This is a genomic window from Anoxybacillus amylolyticus, assembly GCF_001634285.1.
GTDB classification, from domain to species: Bacteria; Bacillota; Bacilli; order Bacillales; family Anoxybacillaceae; genus Anoxybacteroides; species Anoxybacteroides amylolyticum.
This window is the reverse complement of sequence record NZ_CP015439.1, coordinates 83,498-99,545: the sequence shown is the minus strand read 5'-3', so window position 1 is coordinate 99,545 and position 16,048 is coordinate 83,498. Positions and strand designations below refer to the sequence as shown.

Below are 16,048 nucleotides of genomic sequence, written 5' to 3'. Positions count from 1 at the left end.
TTTTGGTGAGACATGCCCTCATCACAGCGGGTGCGAAAGGATTAGGTCGAAAAGTGACGGAGTTATTGCTGGAGAAAGGCTATTCTGTCACCGTTAACTATCGAAGCGATGAATTAGCAGTGCAGTCGCTGAAAGAACAATATGTGCATCTATCCGAAAGGCTGCAATTTGTTAAAGGGGATGTGACAAAAAAAGAAGACTTGCATGCGCTTGTCGATCAAGCGCTTGAGCGATTCGGTCGCATTGATTGTTTAATTAACAACGCCGGTCCCTACATTTTTGAAAGGAAAAAACTTGTGGAATATACCGAAGATGAATGGTATGAAATGATTGAGGGGAATTTAAGCGCAGTCTTTCATCTATTTAAAAAAACAATTCCGATTATGCGAAAACAACGGTTCGGTCGCATTATTACATACGGATTTCAAGGGGCAGCGAGCGCACCGGGCTGGTTGCATCGCGCAGCATTCAGTGCGGCAAAAGTCGGATTAGTTTCATTGACGAAAACAATTGCAGTGGAAGAGGCAGAATATGGGATTACGGCCAATATGATTTGCCCTGGCAATATTTTAGGGGAGATGAAAGAAGCGACGATTGCTCAATCAAGAAAGAAAAAGGACGAGATGACGCCGATCGGACGCTCTGGAACAGGGGAAGATATTGCGCGAGTGATCGCATTTTTATGTGACGAAAACTCGGATATGATCACCGGTGCTGTCATTGACATTACCGGTGGATTAGACGTGATTCACCGGTACCGGTAAAAAAAGCAAGTGGCATCCCCGCCGCTTGCTTATAAAATGATAAGTTCTTTTGGATAGTTCGTCAACACTTCGACGCCGGTATCGGTAATCAGCACATCGTCTTCAATGCGCACACCACCGATGGATGGAACGTAAATACCTGGTTCAATCGTAAACACCATTCCGCGTTGGAGCGGTAGCGGATTCGTTGCGTTCATGCATGGATATTCATGAATTTCGATACCTAACCCGTGACCAACACGGTGGGTAAAATACGGCCCATATCCTGCTTCTTCAATAATTTGTCTTGCGGCTTGGTCGACTGTTCCGACGGCTGCCCCTGGTTTAGAAGCAGCGATGGCAGCGAGTTGCGCTTTTCGTACTGTTTCATATATACGTTTCTGTTCCTCGTTTGGTGTTCCGAAAACAACCGTTCTTGTAATGTCTGAACAATATCCGTCAAGGACGACGCCTAAATCAAACAGCACAAAATCGCCTCGTTGAATAGGTGTTAAGCCAGGAACACCGTGTGGCGCTGCTGTTTTTTCACCGGTTAAGACCATTGTCGCAAACGACATTTCGCGGACGCCTTTTTTCTTCAATTCATGCTCGATCGTCGCGATGATGTCCAATTCCGTTTTTCCTTCGGCGATTGTTTGTATGCCGACTTCGACGCCCAAATTGGCAAGCGCCGCTGCTTGACGCAAAATAGCAATTTCGCTTTCTTCTTTTATCATGCGAAGCTGGCGCAACTTTTCTTCGGCGTTTACCATCGCACGGGTTGGGAAATAAGTAGAGAACTGTTCATACCGTTCGAGCGAAAGATGGCTTTTTTCGACAGCCACTTTTTCGATTGGGAGCGCAAGTTTTTTTAGATAGTTGGCAATCAGCTCCCACGGATGGTCGGTGTCGCTATAGCCAATGAGCGAATACGCCCAGCCAGAATGTTTTGCTTGTTCGACTTCCATTTGCGGACAAACTAGCACCGGCTCTTCATTTGGAAAGACGAGCAACGCTAGCAATCGTTCGTGTGGATCGCTATAAAACCCGCTTAAATAAAACACATTTGGTGTGGACGTAATCAGGGCAAAGGTAATATGTTGTTCTTGAAGCCACTCGGAAAAAGCACGTAATCGTTGATTCACTGTATCCCCTTCTTTTCATGTAGATTCTATCATTGAGCGTACCAATAACGAAAGAAAATGTAAACAAAAAAGGAAATCAAAAAAGAAGTGCGAAATACATACTAAGGAAAAACCGCGAAAGGAGAAGATGTGAGATGAAATTGACGTATCATGGACATTCTGTTGTGGAAATTCAAACGAACGGCACGACGGTTTTTATCGACCCGTTCATTACAGGAAACGAACTGACTGACTTAACCGCAGAAAAAGTAAAAGCCGATGTCATTTTATTGACGCACGGACATGGCGACCATGTTGGCGATACGGTGCCGCTCGCGTTGCGCAACAACGCTCTCGTCGTTGCGCCGTTTGAGCTGGCGACGTATTTAAGCTGGCAAGGGGTCAATGTACATCCAATGCATATTGGTGGGGCGCATCAATTTGAGTTTGGAAAAGTGAAATTGACGCAAGCGTTCCACGGCTCGAGCTATATTGATGAAAATAAACAAATCATTTATACAGGTATGCCGTGCGGAATTTTATTTACCGCAGAAGGAAAGACGATTTATCATGCAGGCGATACCGCACTATTTTCCGATATGAAACTAATCGGAGAGCGAAATGAGATTGATGTTGCCTTTTTGCCGATTGGTGACAACTTTACAATGGGATCGGAAGATGCAGCATTAGCTGCGGAATGGTTGCGGGCCAAAACGGTGGTGCCGATTCACTACAATACGTTCCCGGTCATTAAGCAAGATCCGGAGCAGTTTGTTTCGATGTTGAAAGATGGCGTCGGAAAAGTATTGCGTCCGGGCGAAAGCATCGAACTATAAAAGAGCCTTCGTGGCTCTTTTTTCTAAAGATAAGAAAGAAAATTGCTATAGTAAAGAAAAAATTAAATCAATAAAAAATGTTATCATTTTTTAATAAAAAAGCCATCTTGAAGCAAATCTATCGTTACCCTCTTGTTTAGAGGCTTTTTTAAGAGAATGCGGAGATGGTTTATGTTCATACTTTTCCTTGGATATATATAATTTGCGCAGTATATTATAAATAAAGATAAATCTCTGTGAAAAAGAAGGATTTGTATCCATTCCAATCTGCAGACATACTCTTGTAAAATATGCACAAGAAAGTGAGGGGAATGTAGAGTGGATGCCACAAGGGTTGAAAAATATATCATCAAACCGAGCCATCCGTATTTTCATATGCTCGATGAGTTTTGTTTTCGCTCGAAAAATCTTTACAATTTCGCGAATTATCATGTCCGCCAGTTGTTTTTTAAAGATGGTACCTATCTTTCCTATAACAAACTAGACAAACTAATCAAAACAGAAGGAATGGACGCAGACTATCGGGCGATGCCGCTTGCTCAATGTGCACAACAGACGTTAAGAATGCTGCATCAAAACTGGAAGTCGTTTTTCAAATCAATGAAAGATAGGGCAAAGAATAAAGAAAAATATACAGGCAGACCGAAGCCACCGAAATATGTAAGAAAAGATGGGCGATATGTGCTTGTGCTAACGAATCAATCATGCAAAATAAAAGACAATCATGTAGTGTTCCCTGAATGTTTTCAAGGGTTTCAGCTCAAAACAAAAATAGTAGGAAAACTACAACAAGTTCGTTTCATTCCAAAACATCAGCACATCGTTGTAGAAGTGGTATATAAAATTAGCGTTCCATCTGGAAAGAAAGACAATGGCAGGTATATAAGTATTGATTTAGGATTAGATAACTTCGCAACCATTGTCAACAATGTAGGTGCAAAACCGATCGCTATCGATGGTAAAGGTCTAAAATCCGTCAATCAATACTATAACAAACAAATAAGCCATTACCGCAAAGTGGTGAAACAAATGAATCGCTTAGATTGGACAAAGCGAATGAGCAAGATAACGGAAAAGCGAAATCACATCGTTGAAAACTTTATGCACCAAGCCAGTCGCTTTGTTATCAAACACGCGTTGTCTTTGGACTGTGATACAATTGTTGTAGGGATGAATAAAGATTGGAAACGTGAGGTGAATCTTGGAAAGCGTACGAATCAATCGTTTGTACACATTCCGTATCAAACGTTTATTCATCAATTGCGGTACAAAGCAGAACAGCATGGTATCCGCGTCATCGTAACAGAAGAAAGCTATACATCCAAATGCAGTTTTTTAGACATGGAAGAAATCAAGAAACAAAAACAGTACAAAGGAACGCGCATCAAGCGAGGGTTGTTTCAATCCGCAAATGGAATGCTTATCAACGCAGATGTCAACGGCGCATACAACATCATGAGAAAAGTATTCCCAAAGGCGTTTGCCAATGGGATAGAGGGTGTGGGGTTACACCCAATCCGGGTACTTGTAGCGTAATCTGCATGGACGGATAAACAATTTTATTAAAATCTTTGTCGTTATTTGGTGATTTTAGTAAAATTGGTAACCTAATAGGAAGTAGACATTGGACAAAGGGTGAAGACATTTGGCGACAAAACACGAACAAATTTTGCAATATATTGATAGCTTGCCAGTTGGAGAAAAAATTTCCGTCCGGCAAATCGCAAAAGAAATGGGCGTGAGCGAAGGAACGGCATACCGCGCGATTAAAGATGCAGAAAACAAAGGGTATGTCAGTACAATCGAGCGCGTCGGTACGATTCGTATTGAACGGAAAAAGAAAGAAAATATTGAGAAGCTGACGTACGCTGAAGTCGTTAATATCGTTGACGGTCAAGTGTTAGGCGGACGGGAAGGGCTTTATAAAACGTTAAACCGCTTTGTCATCGGCGCAATGCAGCTTGAAGCGATGATGCGCTATACAGGTGCAGGCGATTTACTCATTGTCGGCAACCGGACGAAAGCGCACCAACTTGCGTTAGAAGCCGGAGCGGCTGTTTTAATTACTGGCGGTTTTGATACGGCGGATCATGTAAAAAAATTAGCGGATGAATTACAATTACCGATTATTTCAACGAGCTACGATACGTTTACTGTCGCCACGATGATTAATCGGGCGATTTACGACCAATTGATTAAAAAAGAAATTGTACTTGTCGAAGACATTTTGATTCCACTCGAAAAAACGGTGTATTTGCAAACGACAGATGTAGTGGAAAAGTGGTATCAGTTGAATCGCGAAACGAAACATAGCCGCTTCCCAGTCGTCGATCAGCAATTGAAAGTACAAGGAATGGTCACGTCAAAAGACGTGTTAGATTGCGATCGGCAACTTCCGATTGAAAAAGTGATGACGAAGCATCCGATCACCGTTAACGGTAAAACATCGGTTGCTTCCGCTTCACATATGATGGTATGGGAAGGGATTGAACTGTTGCCGGTCGTCGATGATCATAATCGTCTGCAAGGCATTATTAGCCGTCAAGATGTGTTGAAGGCGTTGCAAATGATTCAGCGGCAACCGCAAGTCGGTGAAACGATTGACGACATTATTACAAGCCAATTCCGTGAAGTAGATCCGCATTCGAAAACGGAAAACGTCTTTCGCTGCACGGTTACACCGCAAATGACGAATTATTTAGGGACGCTGTCGTACGGTGTATTCACCACGATTGTAACGGAAGCAGCAACGCGGGCATTGCGCCTTTATAAACGCGGAGATTTAGTGATGGAAAATATTACAATTTATTTTATTAAGCCGGTACAAATCGATAGCACGATCGATATTAAAGCTAGGCTGCTCGAAATTGGTCGGAAGTTCGGGAAGGTCGATGTGGAAGTGTATCACGAAGGGGCGGTCGTCGGCAAAGCAATGATGATGTGCCAGTTGATGGACCGATAGGCGAAACGGGGGATTATCCCCCGTTTTTTGCTAGTTGTTCTGCCTCTTCGATGACAAGCGGCAAATAATATTTATAGGCACGGTAGCCAGCCCATGCACTTCCGCCGCCGATCAACAAAAAAATCGTGCCGACGAGATATGTTACGGTCGAGGAATAAAGAAAAAATTGGTTTACGCCAAAGAAAAAGACGAATGAGCCGAGTGCCATGCTCGCTTTTGCAGAAATCCAGCGGCGTTCTGCGGGACGACGGCTTCGAAAATATTTAATTTTATAATAAACATAAAACGAAAGCGAAAAAACAATAAGAATAACGAATACTGGCATAACGTTCCCTCCATCTTTTCTTTCTCTACCATTGTACATGGTTTTCCCTTATAATGAAAGAAAACTATCGTAATTAAAGAGGAGAAGTTGCGATGAAAGAACAGGCACTTGCTATTTTAGAGATGATCCGGCAATTTGATACGGTCATCATTCACCGCCATGTGCGTCCCGATCCGGATGCATACGGTTCACAAGGAGGACTAGCAGAAATTTTAAAAGCTTCGTTTCCGGAGAAAAAGATTTATACTGTCGGAAAAGAAGAACCAACGCTGCATTTTTTAAGACGGCTAGATCAAATTGACGACGCTGTTTACGCACAGGCGCTCGTCATCGTATGCGATACAGCGAACGAAGAACGAATTTGCGATGGGCGTTATCGCCTTGGCCAAAAGCTCATTAAAATTGACCATCATCCAAACGAAGATCCGTACGGGGATATCGTATGGGTGGATACAAATGCCAGCTCGACAAGCGAAATGATTTATGAGTTTTATTTAGCTGGAAAAGGCCAAGGGTTAGTGATGACGAAAGAAGCAGCGCGCCTCATTTACGCCGGCATTGTTGGCGATACTGGCCGCTTTCTTTTCTCAAGAACGAGTGCAAAAACGTTTCAATATGCAAGCGAGCTAATCCAATATGGGTTCTCGATGACCGAGCTATACAACGAACTGTATCGTACACCGGTGAACGTTGCCCATTTAAGCGGGTATGTGCTGCAAAATTTTGAACTTTCCGATTCAGGAGTGGCGTTTGTGAAAATACCGAAATCGCTGCTTGAACAATATTGTGTGACACCTTCGGAAGCATCACAGCTTGTTAGTCTGCTAGGGGATATCGAAGGAATCCGCGCATGGGTATTTTTCATTGAAGAAGAAAAAGACATCCGCGTGCGGCTGCGTTCTAAAGGAGTCATCGTCAATGAAGTGGCGAAAAAATACCGCGGTGGAGGTCATCCATTTGCCGCTGGTGCCACGATTGACTCATGGGGCGAAGCTGACCAAGTGATTGCTGATTTAGAAGCAGCGTGCCGCACAAGCTAAAAGGGGGCTTTTGCCCCATAGCCATCAAGTTAAGAAATTGGGCCTTTGTACACCGTTAAAAACATGGTATCCTTTCTAGCGAATACTCTTCGTTAGAAAGGATTTTTTCTATGGAAAATCAAATGCAAGCATGGATAAAAACCATCCGTCAACTTTTCTCGCCTGAGACATTGACTCATCTTGCTCAAGAAACGGGATTTATTCAGCGAAAACGAGCATTAACGGCAGAAGCATTTTTGACTCTTTGTGCATGGGGAGATGGCTCACTGGCTCAACAATCGCTCCAACGGTTATGTACGTCTCTCACACTCCGCCATGACTGTTCCCTGTCCAGTGAAGGATTGAATCAGCGGTTTACCGAGAGAGCCGTGGCGTTTTTGCGAGAAGTGTTTTTCCTTCTCCTCCAGCGACAACGCCCATTGCTTTGGTCCACCATCCAAACCTACCGGACGTGTTTTACTCGCTTGCGGATTTTGGACTCGACCAGTTTTTTGGTTCCTGCCGACTATGGGGAGGACTACCGAGGTTCCGTCTCATCAGGAGCAAAAATTCAGTTTGAATATGACTTGTTGTCTGGTGCCTGTCTTCAACTATGTGTTCAATCGGCTAATGACTCGGACGCCCGTTTTGCCTATCATGCCCAGCACACGATTTTGCCGAATGACCTATGTATTCGGGATTTAGGCTTTTTCTCCGTTGCCGCACTGGCCGAGATCGACGCCCACGGAGCGTATTATATTACTCGGCTCCGTTCCGATATGAAAGTGTATATCAAAGAGAATAGCCGGTGGAAGGAATGGGATTGGGAATCTCTTGGGAATCAATTAGAGGAAGGGGAATCCGTAGAAATGGAACATGTATACATCGGGCATGAGCGTTTGTATATCCCGCGCTTGATTTTTCGACGTCTGACGGAAGAAGAATGGCAAAAACGGATGGCGTATGTGCGAAAAAAGGAAAAAAGAAAAGGGAAGGCGCTGGCACGCCAAACCCTCGAACAAAAGAAATACCACATCTTACTGACTAATTTACCACAAGAGTCGTTTGATGGGCAACAGGTTTATGAGCTTTATTCCTTGCGGTGGCAAATTGAACTGTTGTTTAAAGCGTGGAAGTCCGTCTTTGATCTGGCGAAAGTCAAAAAGATGAAGAAAGAACGGTTCGAATGCCATATATATGGGACGTTGATTGCCATTTTGGTCACCCAGACCTTTCTGTTTCAAGCTCGAACGTATTGGCAACAAAAAGAAGGGATTCAAATCAGTGAACGGAAAGCACTAGATGTTCTCCAATCCTATTGGCAACAACTGCTTTTGCGCCTATCGAAGGAGGAAATCAGCCTTTCTTCTCTCCTCCTTCTATTGAGAAAACATGGAAGAAAGGATCGAAGGAAAGGGAAAGAAACGGCATTGGATCTCTTGATGAAATTGGATATTTATTAATTTTATTCATAAAAGTGCCAAATAACCCTCTTAAAGAGGGTTATTTGGCATGCCTAAAAAATGTGGTATTCTTTTTCTTCAGCCCATGATTACAAACGTTGCGTATGGATACAACGATGCCTAACACTAAACTTGACGGGTATGGGCTTTTGCCCCCTTTTTAGTTATTGACGAGTTTTAATTTCACTTCTATCGACAAAGTCGTAAACAAAAAAAGTTCGGTCACTTCTAAACGATATGTTTGCTCGTTCATCGTATACGTTTTGTTTTCAATCGCCTTTTTTAACAGCTCTTTACTTTGGTAAACGGTTTCCATATCTTTTGCGATTAAATGCGAAATATCTTCTTTCACGCTTTCTTCAATATGAAATGTTGTATACGAGTCAAGCTTGTATTGCTCGGCATTTGTAAGATGGACACGAATTTCTTGTACGGTAAGCTTCTTTTTGTTCGCTTTGTTCAATTTTACGTAGTCTTCTTGCCAAATGCGAATATCGTTTTGCAAATCGACAATTTTATCTTCTAACTCGGCAATTCGTCGAGTCTGTTTCTCTTGCAGGGCGCCGAATAAATAAAGGAATACAACCCAGCTAATCACCGCTCCGATGGCGGCTCCGGCGAAAAAACGTTGCCACGTTCGTTCGTGATAATATGGTGGAATTCTCATGAGGAAATGTGCTCCTGTGTAAGCCATGTAATAATCGTCACACCGGTTTGTGCCCCGCCAATCGCTGAAAGAATAAGAAAAATTTGTTTCACTAAATCGCGTGTTTCGCCAGAAAATAAGCCGCGGTCAACGGTATAAAACGTATCGAATGTTCCGCCAATCGCTGAAACCACCGCCCAAATTTTTAAATCAAGCGCAAACCGATACATCGATGTAAGAGGAGGTTGCCCCATTAAAAATGCGCCAATCCCACCAATAATCGCTCCACCTAATAATACTCCTAGAGCAAGAAAATAACTTTGTACTAGTGCAGGGAAAAATGATAGCTTCATCTCCATCGTTGTCCATTCCTTTCATTGATCCACTTTCCTTTTCATATATATGGACAAACGACACGAAGTATGTTTTGCGTTGTGAAAGTTTTGTCGACTATAATTAAGGAAAAAGGAGGGAAAGCCATTGGGGTTCGTTCACCTTCATGTACGGAGTGGATATAGTTTATTAAACGGGACAGCGAAAATCAATGATTTAGTGAAAAAAGCAAGCGATTTATGTTTCCATGCGCTAGCATTGACCGATGAAAACGTATTGTACGGTGCGATTCCGTTTTATCAAGAGTGTAAAAAATATGGAATTAAGCCGATTATTGGAATGATTGCTCGTGTGAAATTAGAAAAAGAAGGATACCCGCTTGTGCTGTTAGCAAAAAACGACATCGGCTATCGTCATTTACTGAAAATAAGCAGCACTATTCAAACGAAAGCGCAAGACGGGATTCCTGAAAAATGGCTAAAGCATTACCGGGAAGGACTTATTGCGCTAACGCCCGGAAACGATGGACAGATTGAAACGTTGCTTGCCCAAAATGAATGGGAGCAAGCAAGGGAAGTAGCGAATACATATAAGCGACTATTTACTAGCGATTTTTATATCGCCATTCAGCGACATGGAAAAGAAGAAACGTGGCAGCGCGAGCTAATTCGTTTAAGCAAAGAAGCAAGCATTCCACTCGTTGCAACGAATAATGTTCATTATCTCGAAAAAGAAGACGCGTTTGTGCATGAGTGCCTTCTTGCCATTCACCGCGGGACAAAAATCCATGGAGAAGGAAATCGGCTAGAAAGTGGCGAATACTATTTAAAATCAGCAGAGGAAATGGATTCTTTATTTTCTGATATTCCAGAGGCGATTATCAATACGGAAAAAATTGCGGCCCAATGCCATATCGATATTCCGTTTGGGGAGAGGAAGCTACCAAAATACCCTGTACCTAACAATGAAAATGTCCATGATTATTTACGGAAACTATGTTTCGAAGGGTTGCAAAAGCGTGTTCCATTGCCGACGCCACCATATGTCGAACGACTCGAATATGAGTTAGCAATGATTAAAGAAATGAATTTCAGCGATTATTTTTTAATTGTTTGGGATTTTATGAACTTTGCGCGAAAGCAAGGAATAATGACTGGGCCAGGACGCGGTTCGGTGGCCGGTTCGCTTGTTGCGTATACCCTCTACATCACAAACGTTGACCCCATTCCATATGGACTACTGTTCGAGCGGTTTTTAAATCCCGCACGTATTTCGATGCCGGATATTGACATTGATTTTCCTGACGACCGGCGGGATGAAGTGATTCAATACGTTGCAAAAAAGTATGGAAACCAGCATGTTGCACAAATTATTACATTTGGCACGTTTGGTGCGCGAGCTGCACTGCGAGATGTGGCAAAAGTGATGGGGGCGACGGCTAAAGAAATCGAACAGCTACTAAAGTATCTTCCGAACAAATTAGGGGTGACGCTACAAGGAGCGTATGACGAAGTGCCTGCATTTCGGAAAGAAGTACACGCTTCGGAACGAATGCACCAGCTCTTTATGACGGCGTTGCGTCTTGAGGGACTTCCGCGCCATACGTCAACCCATGCAGCAGGGGTAGTGATTAGCGAGCGGCCCCTTTCGGACATCGTTCCGTTGCAGCAAGGGCACGGGGACATTTATTTAACACAATACTCGATGGATGTATTAGAACAGCTTGGCTTATTAAAAATGGATTTTCTTGGTCTCCGCACACTAACGTTGATTGGCAACATTCAGAAATTGATTGAGCAAAAAACAAAACAATCGGTCGATTTAACCAATATCCCATTAGATGACAAAAAAACGTATGAGCTGTTAAGTAATGGGGATACGAGCGGCATTTTTCAACTCGAATCAGAAGGGATAAAGCAAGTGCTTCGGCAGCTGAAACCGTCCCAATTTGAAGACATTGTCGCGGTTAATGCGCTTTACCGGCCAGGACCGATGGAATTTATTCCGGTATACATTCGCCGCAAACATGGCGAAGAAGCGGTGACGTACTTGCATGAAGACCTTCAACCAATTTTACAGCCAACTTATGGGGTGCTTATTTATCAAGAGCAAATTATGCAAATCGCAGCAAAAATGGCAGGTTTTTCGTTAGGACAAGCGGATTTATTGCGGCGGGCGGTTGGGAAGAAGAAAAAAGAAATTCTTGACGAAGAACGAACCCATTTTGTTAATGGCTGCATCGAGTGTGGGTATAGCGAAACGGTTGCTCATGAACTATACGATTTGATTGTTCGTTTTGCTAACTACGGATTTAACCGAAGCCATGCAGTCGCTTATAGTTTGCTTGCCTATCAATTGGCGTATTTGAAAGCGCACTATCCGTTTTATTTTTACGTGGCACTATTAACGAGCGTTATTGGGGATGAAAAAAAACTAGCGGAGTATATTCAGGAGATGCGCAAAAGACGTATCCGCCTGCTCCCGCCTTCTATTAATGGAAGCTACTATTCTTTTGCCATCGAGGACGGACATATCCGCTTTAGCCTTGCTGGTATAAAACATGTCGGTGCGATAGCAGTAAAAGCGATTGTCGACGAACGGAAAAAGCGTCCATTTTCCGATTTATTCGATTTTTGTGCCCGATTGTCTAAAAAAGCAGTCAACCGCAAAACGATTGAATCGCTGATTTTAGCGGGGTGTTTTGATGAATTTGGCGTTGATCGGTCAGTGTTGCTTGCAACGTTAGACGCAGCGCTCGAACACGCAGAATTAATAGGACCGTATATTGGTGAAGACATATTCGCGGGCGAATTGTCGTTTAAACCGAAGTATGTGGAAGCCCCACCGTTGTCGTTGGAGGAAAAACTTGTGCACGAAAAAGAACTGTTAGGGGTGTATGTTTCTCCGCACCCTATTTCCGCTAAAATAGAGCGTTTGCAGGCAGCGGGAGCGACGGCGATTGCTGACGCGCTAAAAGAACGAAGCGATCAATACGTTCGCGTCGGGGCTTACGTGGTAAGTGAACGAAAAACAAGGACAAAAAACGGAGAAGAAATGGCGTTTTTTACCGTTAGTGATGAGAGCGGAGAAGCAGAGGTGGTCGCATTTCCAGCGGTATATCGCCGCTATCAATCGTTGTTAAAACGAGGAGAAATCGTGCTGATTGAAGGGAAAGTCGAAGCACGCGGCGGAAACGGAAAAATTATCATGAGAAGTGTTATCGCACTTAGCGAAGAAACGCTTTTTATTAAAATTTGCCCTCATCATCTTCCTAAGCTGGCATCATTGAAGCAACTCTTGCAGCGATATCGTGGAACCGTTCCAGTTGTGCTTTATTACGAGCAAGAGCGAAAAACGGTAAAGCTATCGCCGGATTATTACGTGAACGCTTCAAATGAATGTATAATGAATCTGAAAACATTGATTGGCGAGCAATATGTCGCCCTCAGACGTGTTGATTAACCATTAAAAACTAGTCGATATCGCTCTATTCCTAGATTGTCTTCCGTAGTCGGCAAGCGGTTCGCTTGCCGACTACGGCATGATGTACGCATACCTAAAACAACGAACGCTTGGTGGGGGAAAATGACATGTGCACGCTGGCTTTCTCGTTCGAGGGAAGCGGCAGAAAAGCTTATGTCTAGCTATATGATTCTCAGTTTTTTAGTAAAAATAGTGGATAATCAACGCCCATGCGTCGAGCAGAAATAATCTTTTCTTTACTATTTGGTTGTTTTATTATATTGTATAAACGTTAAGTGGTCAGACCAGATTTGTTCCGATGCTCAACGAAAGGCTATGAAGTTAGTGAGCAATCAGGCGCTATTTATTTTTTAGGATTCAAAGGTTATGAAGAAGCCGCTGTGCATATTATGGTACAAAGCAGGTGAAATCGAATACGATGACGTCGAAAGTATACGTAGAAATTTTGCAACAGCTGTATCGCATCATTGAAGAAGACGGATTGAGTGCAGGCAATAAAATCCCTTCCGAACGAGAATTAGCTGAACGATTGAACGCTGGTCGTTCTTCGGTTCGGGAGGCGCTCCGTTCCCTTGAGTTTCTCGGAATTATTGAAACGAGAAGAGGAGAAGGGACGTATTTAAAAGAATTCGGAGACCATCAGCTTATTGGACTGCTAGGAATGTTTATTTTGCAAGAAAAAAAAGCAAAAGAAGATTTAGCAGAAACGAAATGGCTGATTGAGGAAATCTGCTTATTGTTGGCTTGTAAAAGACGGACGGAGGAACACGTTCAACAATTAGAGCAATTGCTAACCAAACCGCTTGACTATGAAACATTTTTTCAATGGGTAGTAAAAGCAGCAAATAACTATTTGCTCGAGCGAATTTGGCGCGTAGTAAACGACTTTTACCAATCGCAGCATGGAACGATTTCACTTCCCCATGTGTTTTATGAGCAAATGGCACAATCATTCAGACCGCGCGACTGGACAACCATTCGCACAATATTTTCCGAGCACAGGTGCGTTGATTAACCATTAAAAACGAATATTCCTAGCTTTTCTGCCGCAGTCGGCAAACGAACTGTTTGTCGCCGCACATTCATGTTCAGAATACATCCTACATTGGCAAAAGGAGGGAACACCTCTTGCTTAAAGAGCTGTTTACTAAAAAGAAAAAATATGCTTCGATTCCTTCGGAACAAATGAAACAAGATGTTCCGGAAGGGATTATGACGAAATGCCCGAAATGTAAAAAAATTATGTATACAAAAGAACTTGTGAAAAATTTGCGCGTATGCATCAGCTGCCATTACCACCACCCGATGCCGTCGCGCGAACGAATCGCTAGCCTTTTAGACGAAGGAAGCTTCTGCGAGTACGATGCGGAGATGATTTCAGAAAATCCGCTTCAATTTCCGGACTATCTTGAAAAACTGGAGGCGGATCGCCGGAAATCAAATTTAAATGAAGCCGTCGTAACCGGTGAAGGAACGTTAAATGGTTATCCGCTTGTCATTGCGGTAATGGATTCCGCCTTCCGAATGGGAAGCATGGGCTCGGTCGTTGGCGAAAAGATTACGCGAGCGGTGGAAAAAGCGCGGGAACTAGGTGTTCCGTTTCTTATTTTTACTGCTTCTGGCGGTGCGCGCATGCAAGAAGGAGTACTAAGCTTAATGCAAATGGCAAAAACGAGCGCAGCCCTTAAAAGGTTCAGCGAAGAGGGAGGATTGATTATTTCCGTGATGACTCACCCGACGACTGGAGGGGTATCGGCAAGCTTTGCTTCCCTTGGAGACTACAACTTTGCCGAGCCGGGGGCACTCATTGGCTTTGCTGGTCGCCGTGTCATCGAACAAACGGTGCGTGAAGAATTGCCAGAAGATTTCCAAACCGCTGAGTTTTTATTAAAACATGGACAACTCGATGCAGTCATTCATCGACACGAGTTAAAAGAAACGTTAACGAACGTATTAGATATTCATCAGGCAAGGGGGGATGACGGATGGTGGGAGAATTAGAATTTGAAAAACCGCTCATTGAACTGCGAAAAAAAATTAGCGAGCTAAAAGAATTTACGAAAACCGCGGATGTCGATTTATCCGCAGAAATTGAAAAATTAGAGGCACGATTGGAAAAGCTAGAAAACGAAACGTACGCGAATTTAACGCCATGGGATCGCGTACAAATCGCAAGACATCCAAACCGCCCTACAACGCTTGATTACATTCAACGCCTATTTACGAACTTTTTCGAATGTCATGGCGACCGCCTATTTGGAGATGACGAAGCGATTGTCGGCGGTATTGCCAAATACGATGGGATGCCTGTCACTGTTATCGGGCATCAGCGGGGAAAAGATACGAAAGAAAATATTCGACGTAATTTCGGAATGCCGCATCCGGAGGGGTACCGCAAAGCGTTACGGTTGATGAAACAAGCGGAAAAGTTTGGGCGTCCGATTATTTGCTTTATCGATACGAAAGGAGCATATCCAGGAAAAGCGGCGGAAGAGCGCGGCCAAAGTGAAGCAATTGCCCGCAACTTGTTTGAAATGGCAGGGCTAAAAGTGCCGATTGTTTGCATCGTCATCGGAGAAGGGGGAAGCGGCGGAGCATTGGCGCTTGGGGTTGGCAACTATATTCACATGCTTGAAAATTCCACGTATTCCGTCATCTCCCCAGAAGGAGCTGCCGCAATTTTATGGAAGGACGCGTCGTTAGCGCGGCGTGCAGCGGAAACGATGAAAATTACGGCGCCCGATTTAAAAGCGCTCGGCGTCATTGATGAAATTATTCCAGAAGTGCGCGGAGGAGCGCACCGCGATGTGGACGAACAAGCAAAAGCAATTGACCAAGTGTTGAAACAGTCGCTAAAAGAGCTGTTCACATTAGATGGGCATGCACTAGTCGAACAGCGATACGAAAAGTTTAAGCAGATAGGGAAATTTACGTTTTCACGCGATTATCTTGGGGTAAAATAAGCTGTCTCTTTTAATGAGGCAGCTTTTTGCCTACTCGAAAATTGAAAGAAAAATAAACATTTGTGAAAACAGCGGGTTATCTATTGTTTTCGGGTATGCTTCATGGTATTTTATACAATGTATGAGGTCGGACTTCTGAGGGGTATGAAAC

Annotated in this window: 14 protein-coding genes; 10 read left to right on the top strand and 4 right to left on the bottom strand. The window is 43.5% G+C overall.

Annotated elements, in window-relative coordinates; translation table 11 throughout:
• The first annotated feature begins 5 nt into the window (after window positions 1-5).
• Window positions 6-764, top strand: a complete 759-nt coding sequence (locus GFC30_RS14990; protein WP_066327651.1) for an SDR family oxidoreductase — start codon at window positions 6-8, stop codon at window positions 762-764.
• A 29-nt stretch (window positions 765-793) separates the two neighbouring features.
• On the opposite strand, the gene GFC30_RS14985 is transcribed toward GFC30_RS14990, so the two are convergent.
• Window positions 794-1,888, bottom strand: a complete 1,095-nt coding sequence (locus GFC30_RS14985; RefSeq protein ID WP_066327649.1) for a M24 family metallopeptidase — start codon at window positions 1,886-1,888, stop codon at window positions 794-796.
• 134 nt (window positions 1,889-2,022) lie between these two features.
• Here GFC30_RS14985 and GFC30_RS14980 point away from each other — a divergent pair, with 134 nt between their 5' ends.
• From GFC30_RS14980 to GFC30_RS14970, 3 genes are all read left to right on the top strand, one after another.
• Window positions 2,023-2,703, top strand: coding sequence for a metal-dependent hydrolase (locus tag GFC30_RS14980; RefSeq protein WP_066327647.1), 681 nt, complete (start codon window positions 2,023-2,025; stop codon window positions 2,701-2,703).
• Window positions 2,704-3,021: 318 nt separating this feature from the next.
• Window positions 3,022-4,239 (top strand): RNA-guided endonuclease InsQ/TnpB family protein, encoded by a 1,218-nt coding sequence (locus tag GFC30_RS14975; RefSeq protein WP_066327646.1) that lies wholly within the window; start codon window positions 3,022-3,024, stop codon window positions 4,237-4,239.
• A 109-nt stretch (window positions 4,240-4,348) separates the two neighbouring features.
• Window positions 4,349-5,665, top strand: a complete 1,317-nt coding sequence (locus tag GFC30_RS14970; protein ID WP_066327645.1) for a CBS domain-containing protein — start codon at window positions 4,349-4,351, stop codon at window positions 5,663-5,665.
• A gap of 13 nt (window positions 5,666-5,678) precedes the next feature.
• On the opposite strand, the gene GFC30_RS14965 is transcribed toward GFC30_RS14970, so the two are convergent.
• A complete protein-coding gene (locus GFC30_RS14965; RefSeq protein WP_066328003.1) occupies window positions 5,679-5,990 on the bottom strand; it encodes a YtpI family protein in 312 nt (103 codons plus the stop codon).
• A gap of 92 nt (window positions 5,991-6,082) precedes the next feature.
• Between GFC30_RS14965 and GFC30_RS14960 the strand changes: the two genes are divergently transcribed.
• Together GFC30_RS14960 and GFC30_RS14955 are read left to right on the top strand one after the other, a co-directional pair.
• A complete protein-coding gene (locus GFC30_RS14960) occupies window positions 6,083-7,030 on the top strand; it encodes a DHH family phosphoesterase (RefSeq protein ID WP_066327644.1) in 948 nt (315 codons plus the stop codon).
• 110 nt (window positions 7,031-7,140) lie between these two features.
• Entirely contained in the window at window positions 7,141-8,472 is a 1,332-nt protein-coding gene (locus GFC30_RS14955; protein ID WP_066323422.1) for an IS4 family transposase, read from the top strand.
• A gap of 160 nt (window positions 8,473-8,632) precedes the next feature.
• Here the strand turns inward: GFC30_RS14955 and ytrI are convergent, their stop codons facing one another.
• Window positions 8,633-9,139, bottom strand: coding sequence for a sporulation membrane protein YtrI (ytrI, locus tag GFC30_RS14950; RefSeq protein ID WP_066327643.1), 507 nt, complete (start codon window positions 9,137-9,139; stop codon window positions 8,633-8,635).
• The gene (locus GFC30_RS14945) at window positions 9,136-9,477 is read right to left on the bottom strand and encodes a sporulation membrane protein YtrH (RefSeq protein WP_066327642.1); all 342 of its coding nucleotides are present in this window, start codon (window positions 9,475-9,477) and stop codon (window positions 9,136-9,138) included. The genes ytrI and GFC30_RS14945 overlap by 4 nt, the downstream gene beginning before the upstream one ends.
• Before the next feature lie 121 nt (window positions 9,478-9,598).
• Between GFC30_RS14945 and dnaE the strand changes: the two genes are divergently transcribed.
• The 4 genes from dnaE to accA all read left to right on the top strand — a co-directional run bounded on the left by dnaE (window position 9,599) and on the right by accA (window position 15,897).
• Window positions 9,599-12,913 carry a DNA polymerase III subunit alpha gene (dnaE, locus tag GFC30_RS14940; protein WP_066327640.1) on the top strand — a complete coding sequence of 1,105 codons (3,315 nt, stop codon included), beginning with the start codon at window positions 9,599-9,601 and terminating at the stop codon, window positions 12,911-12,913.
• A 439-nt stretch (window positions 12,914-13,352) separates the two neighbouring features.
• On the top strand, window positions 13,353-13,949 hold the full coding sequence (locus GFC30_RS14935) for a FadR/GntR family transcriptional regulator (RefSeq protein ID WP_066328001.1): 597 nt from the start codon (window positions 13,353-13,355) through the stop codon (window positions 13,947-13,949).
• A gap of 113 nt (window positions 13,950-14,062) precedes the next feature.
• Entirely contained in the window at window positions 14,063-14,935 is an 873-nt protein-coding gene (accD, locus tag GFC30_RS14930; protein WP_066327637.1) for an acetyl-CoA carboxylase, carboxyltransferase subunit beta, read from the top strand.
• Window positions 14,920-15,897: an acetyl-CoA carboxylase carboxyl transferase subunit alpha gene (gene accA / locus GFC30_RS14925; RefSeq protein ID WP_066327636.1), complete on the top strand. Its 978-nt coding sequence runs from the start codon at window positions 14,920-14,922 to the stop codon at window positions 15,895-15,897. The genes accD and accA overlap by 16 nt, the downstream gene beginning before the upstream one ends.
• Window positions 15,898-16,048: the final 151 nt, after the last annotated feature.

Excerpts from the sequence above, each read along its gene's own strand:
- GFC30_RS14935 (WP_066328001.1), top strand. The coding sequence starts at position 13,353 with ATGACGTCGAAAGTATACGTAGAAATTTTGCAACAGCTGTATCGCATC.
- GFC30_RS14965 (WP_066328003.1), bottom strand. The coding sequence starts at position 5,990 with ATGCCAGTATTCGTTATTCTTATTGTTTTTTCGCTTTCGTTTTATGTT.
- GFC30_RS14980 (WP_066327647.1), top strand. The coding sequence starts at position 2,023 with ATGAAATTGACGTATCATGGACATTCTGTTGTGGAAATTCAAACGAAC.
- GFC30_RS14960 (WP_066327644.1), top strand. The coding sequence starts at position 6,083 with ATGAAAGAACAGGCACTTGCTATTTTAGAGATGATCCGGCAATTTGAT.
- ytrI (WP_066327643.1), bottom strand. The coding sequence starts at position 9,139 with ATGAGAATTCCACCATATTATCACGAACGAACGTGGCAACGTTTTTTC.
- GFC30_RS14945 (WP_066327642.1), bottom strand. The coding sequence starts at position 9,477 with ATGGAGATGAAGCTATCATTTTTCCCTGCACTAGTACAAAGTTATTTT.
- accA (WP_066327636.1), top strand. The coding sequence starts at position 14,920 with ATGGTGGGAGAATTAGAATTTGAAAAACCGCTCATTGAACTGCGAAAA.
- GFC30_RS14955 (WP_066323422.1), top strand. The coding sequence starts at position 7,141 with ATGGAAAATCAAATGCAAGCATGGATAAAAACCATCCGTCAACTTTTC.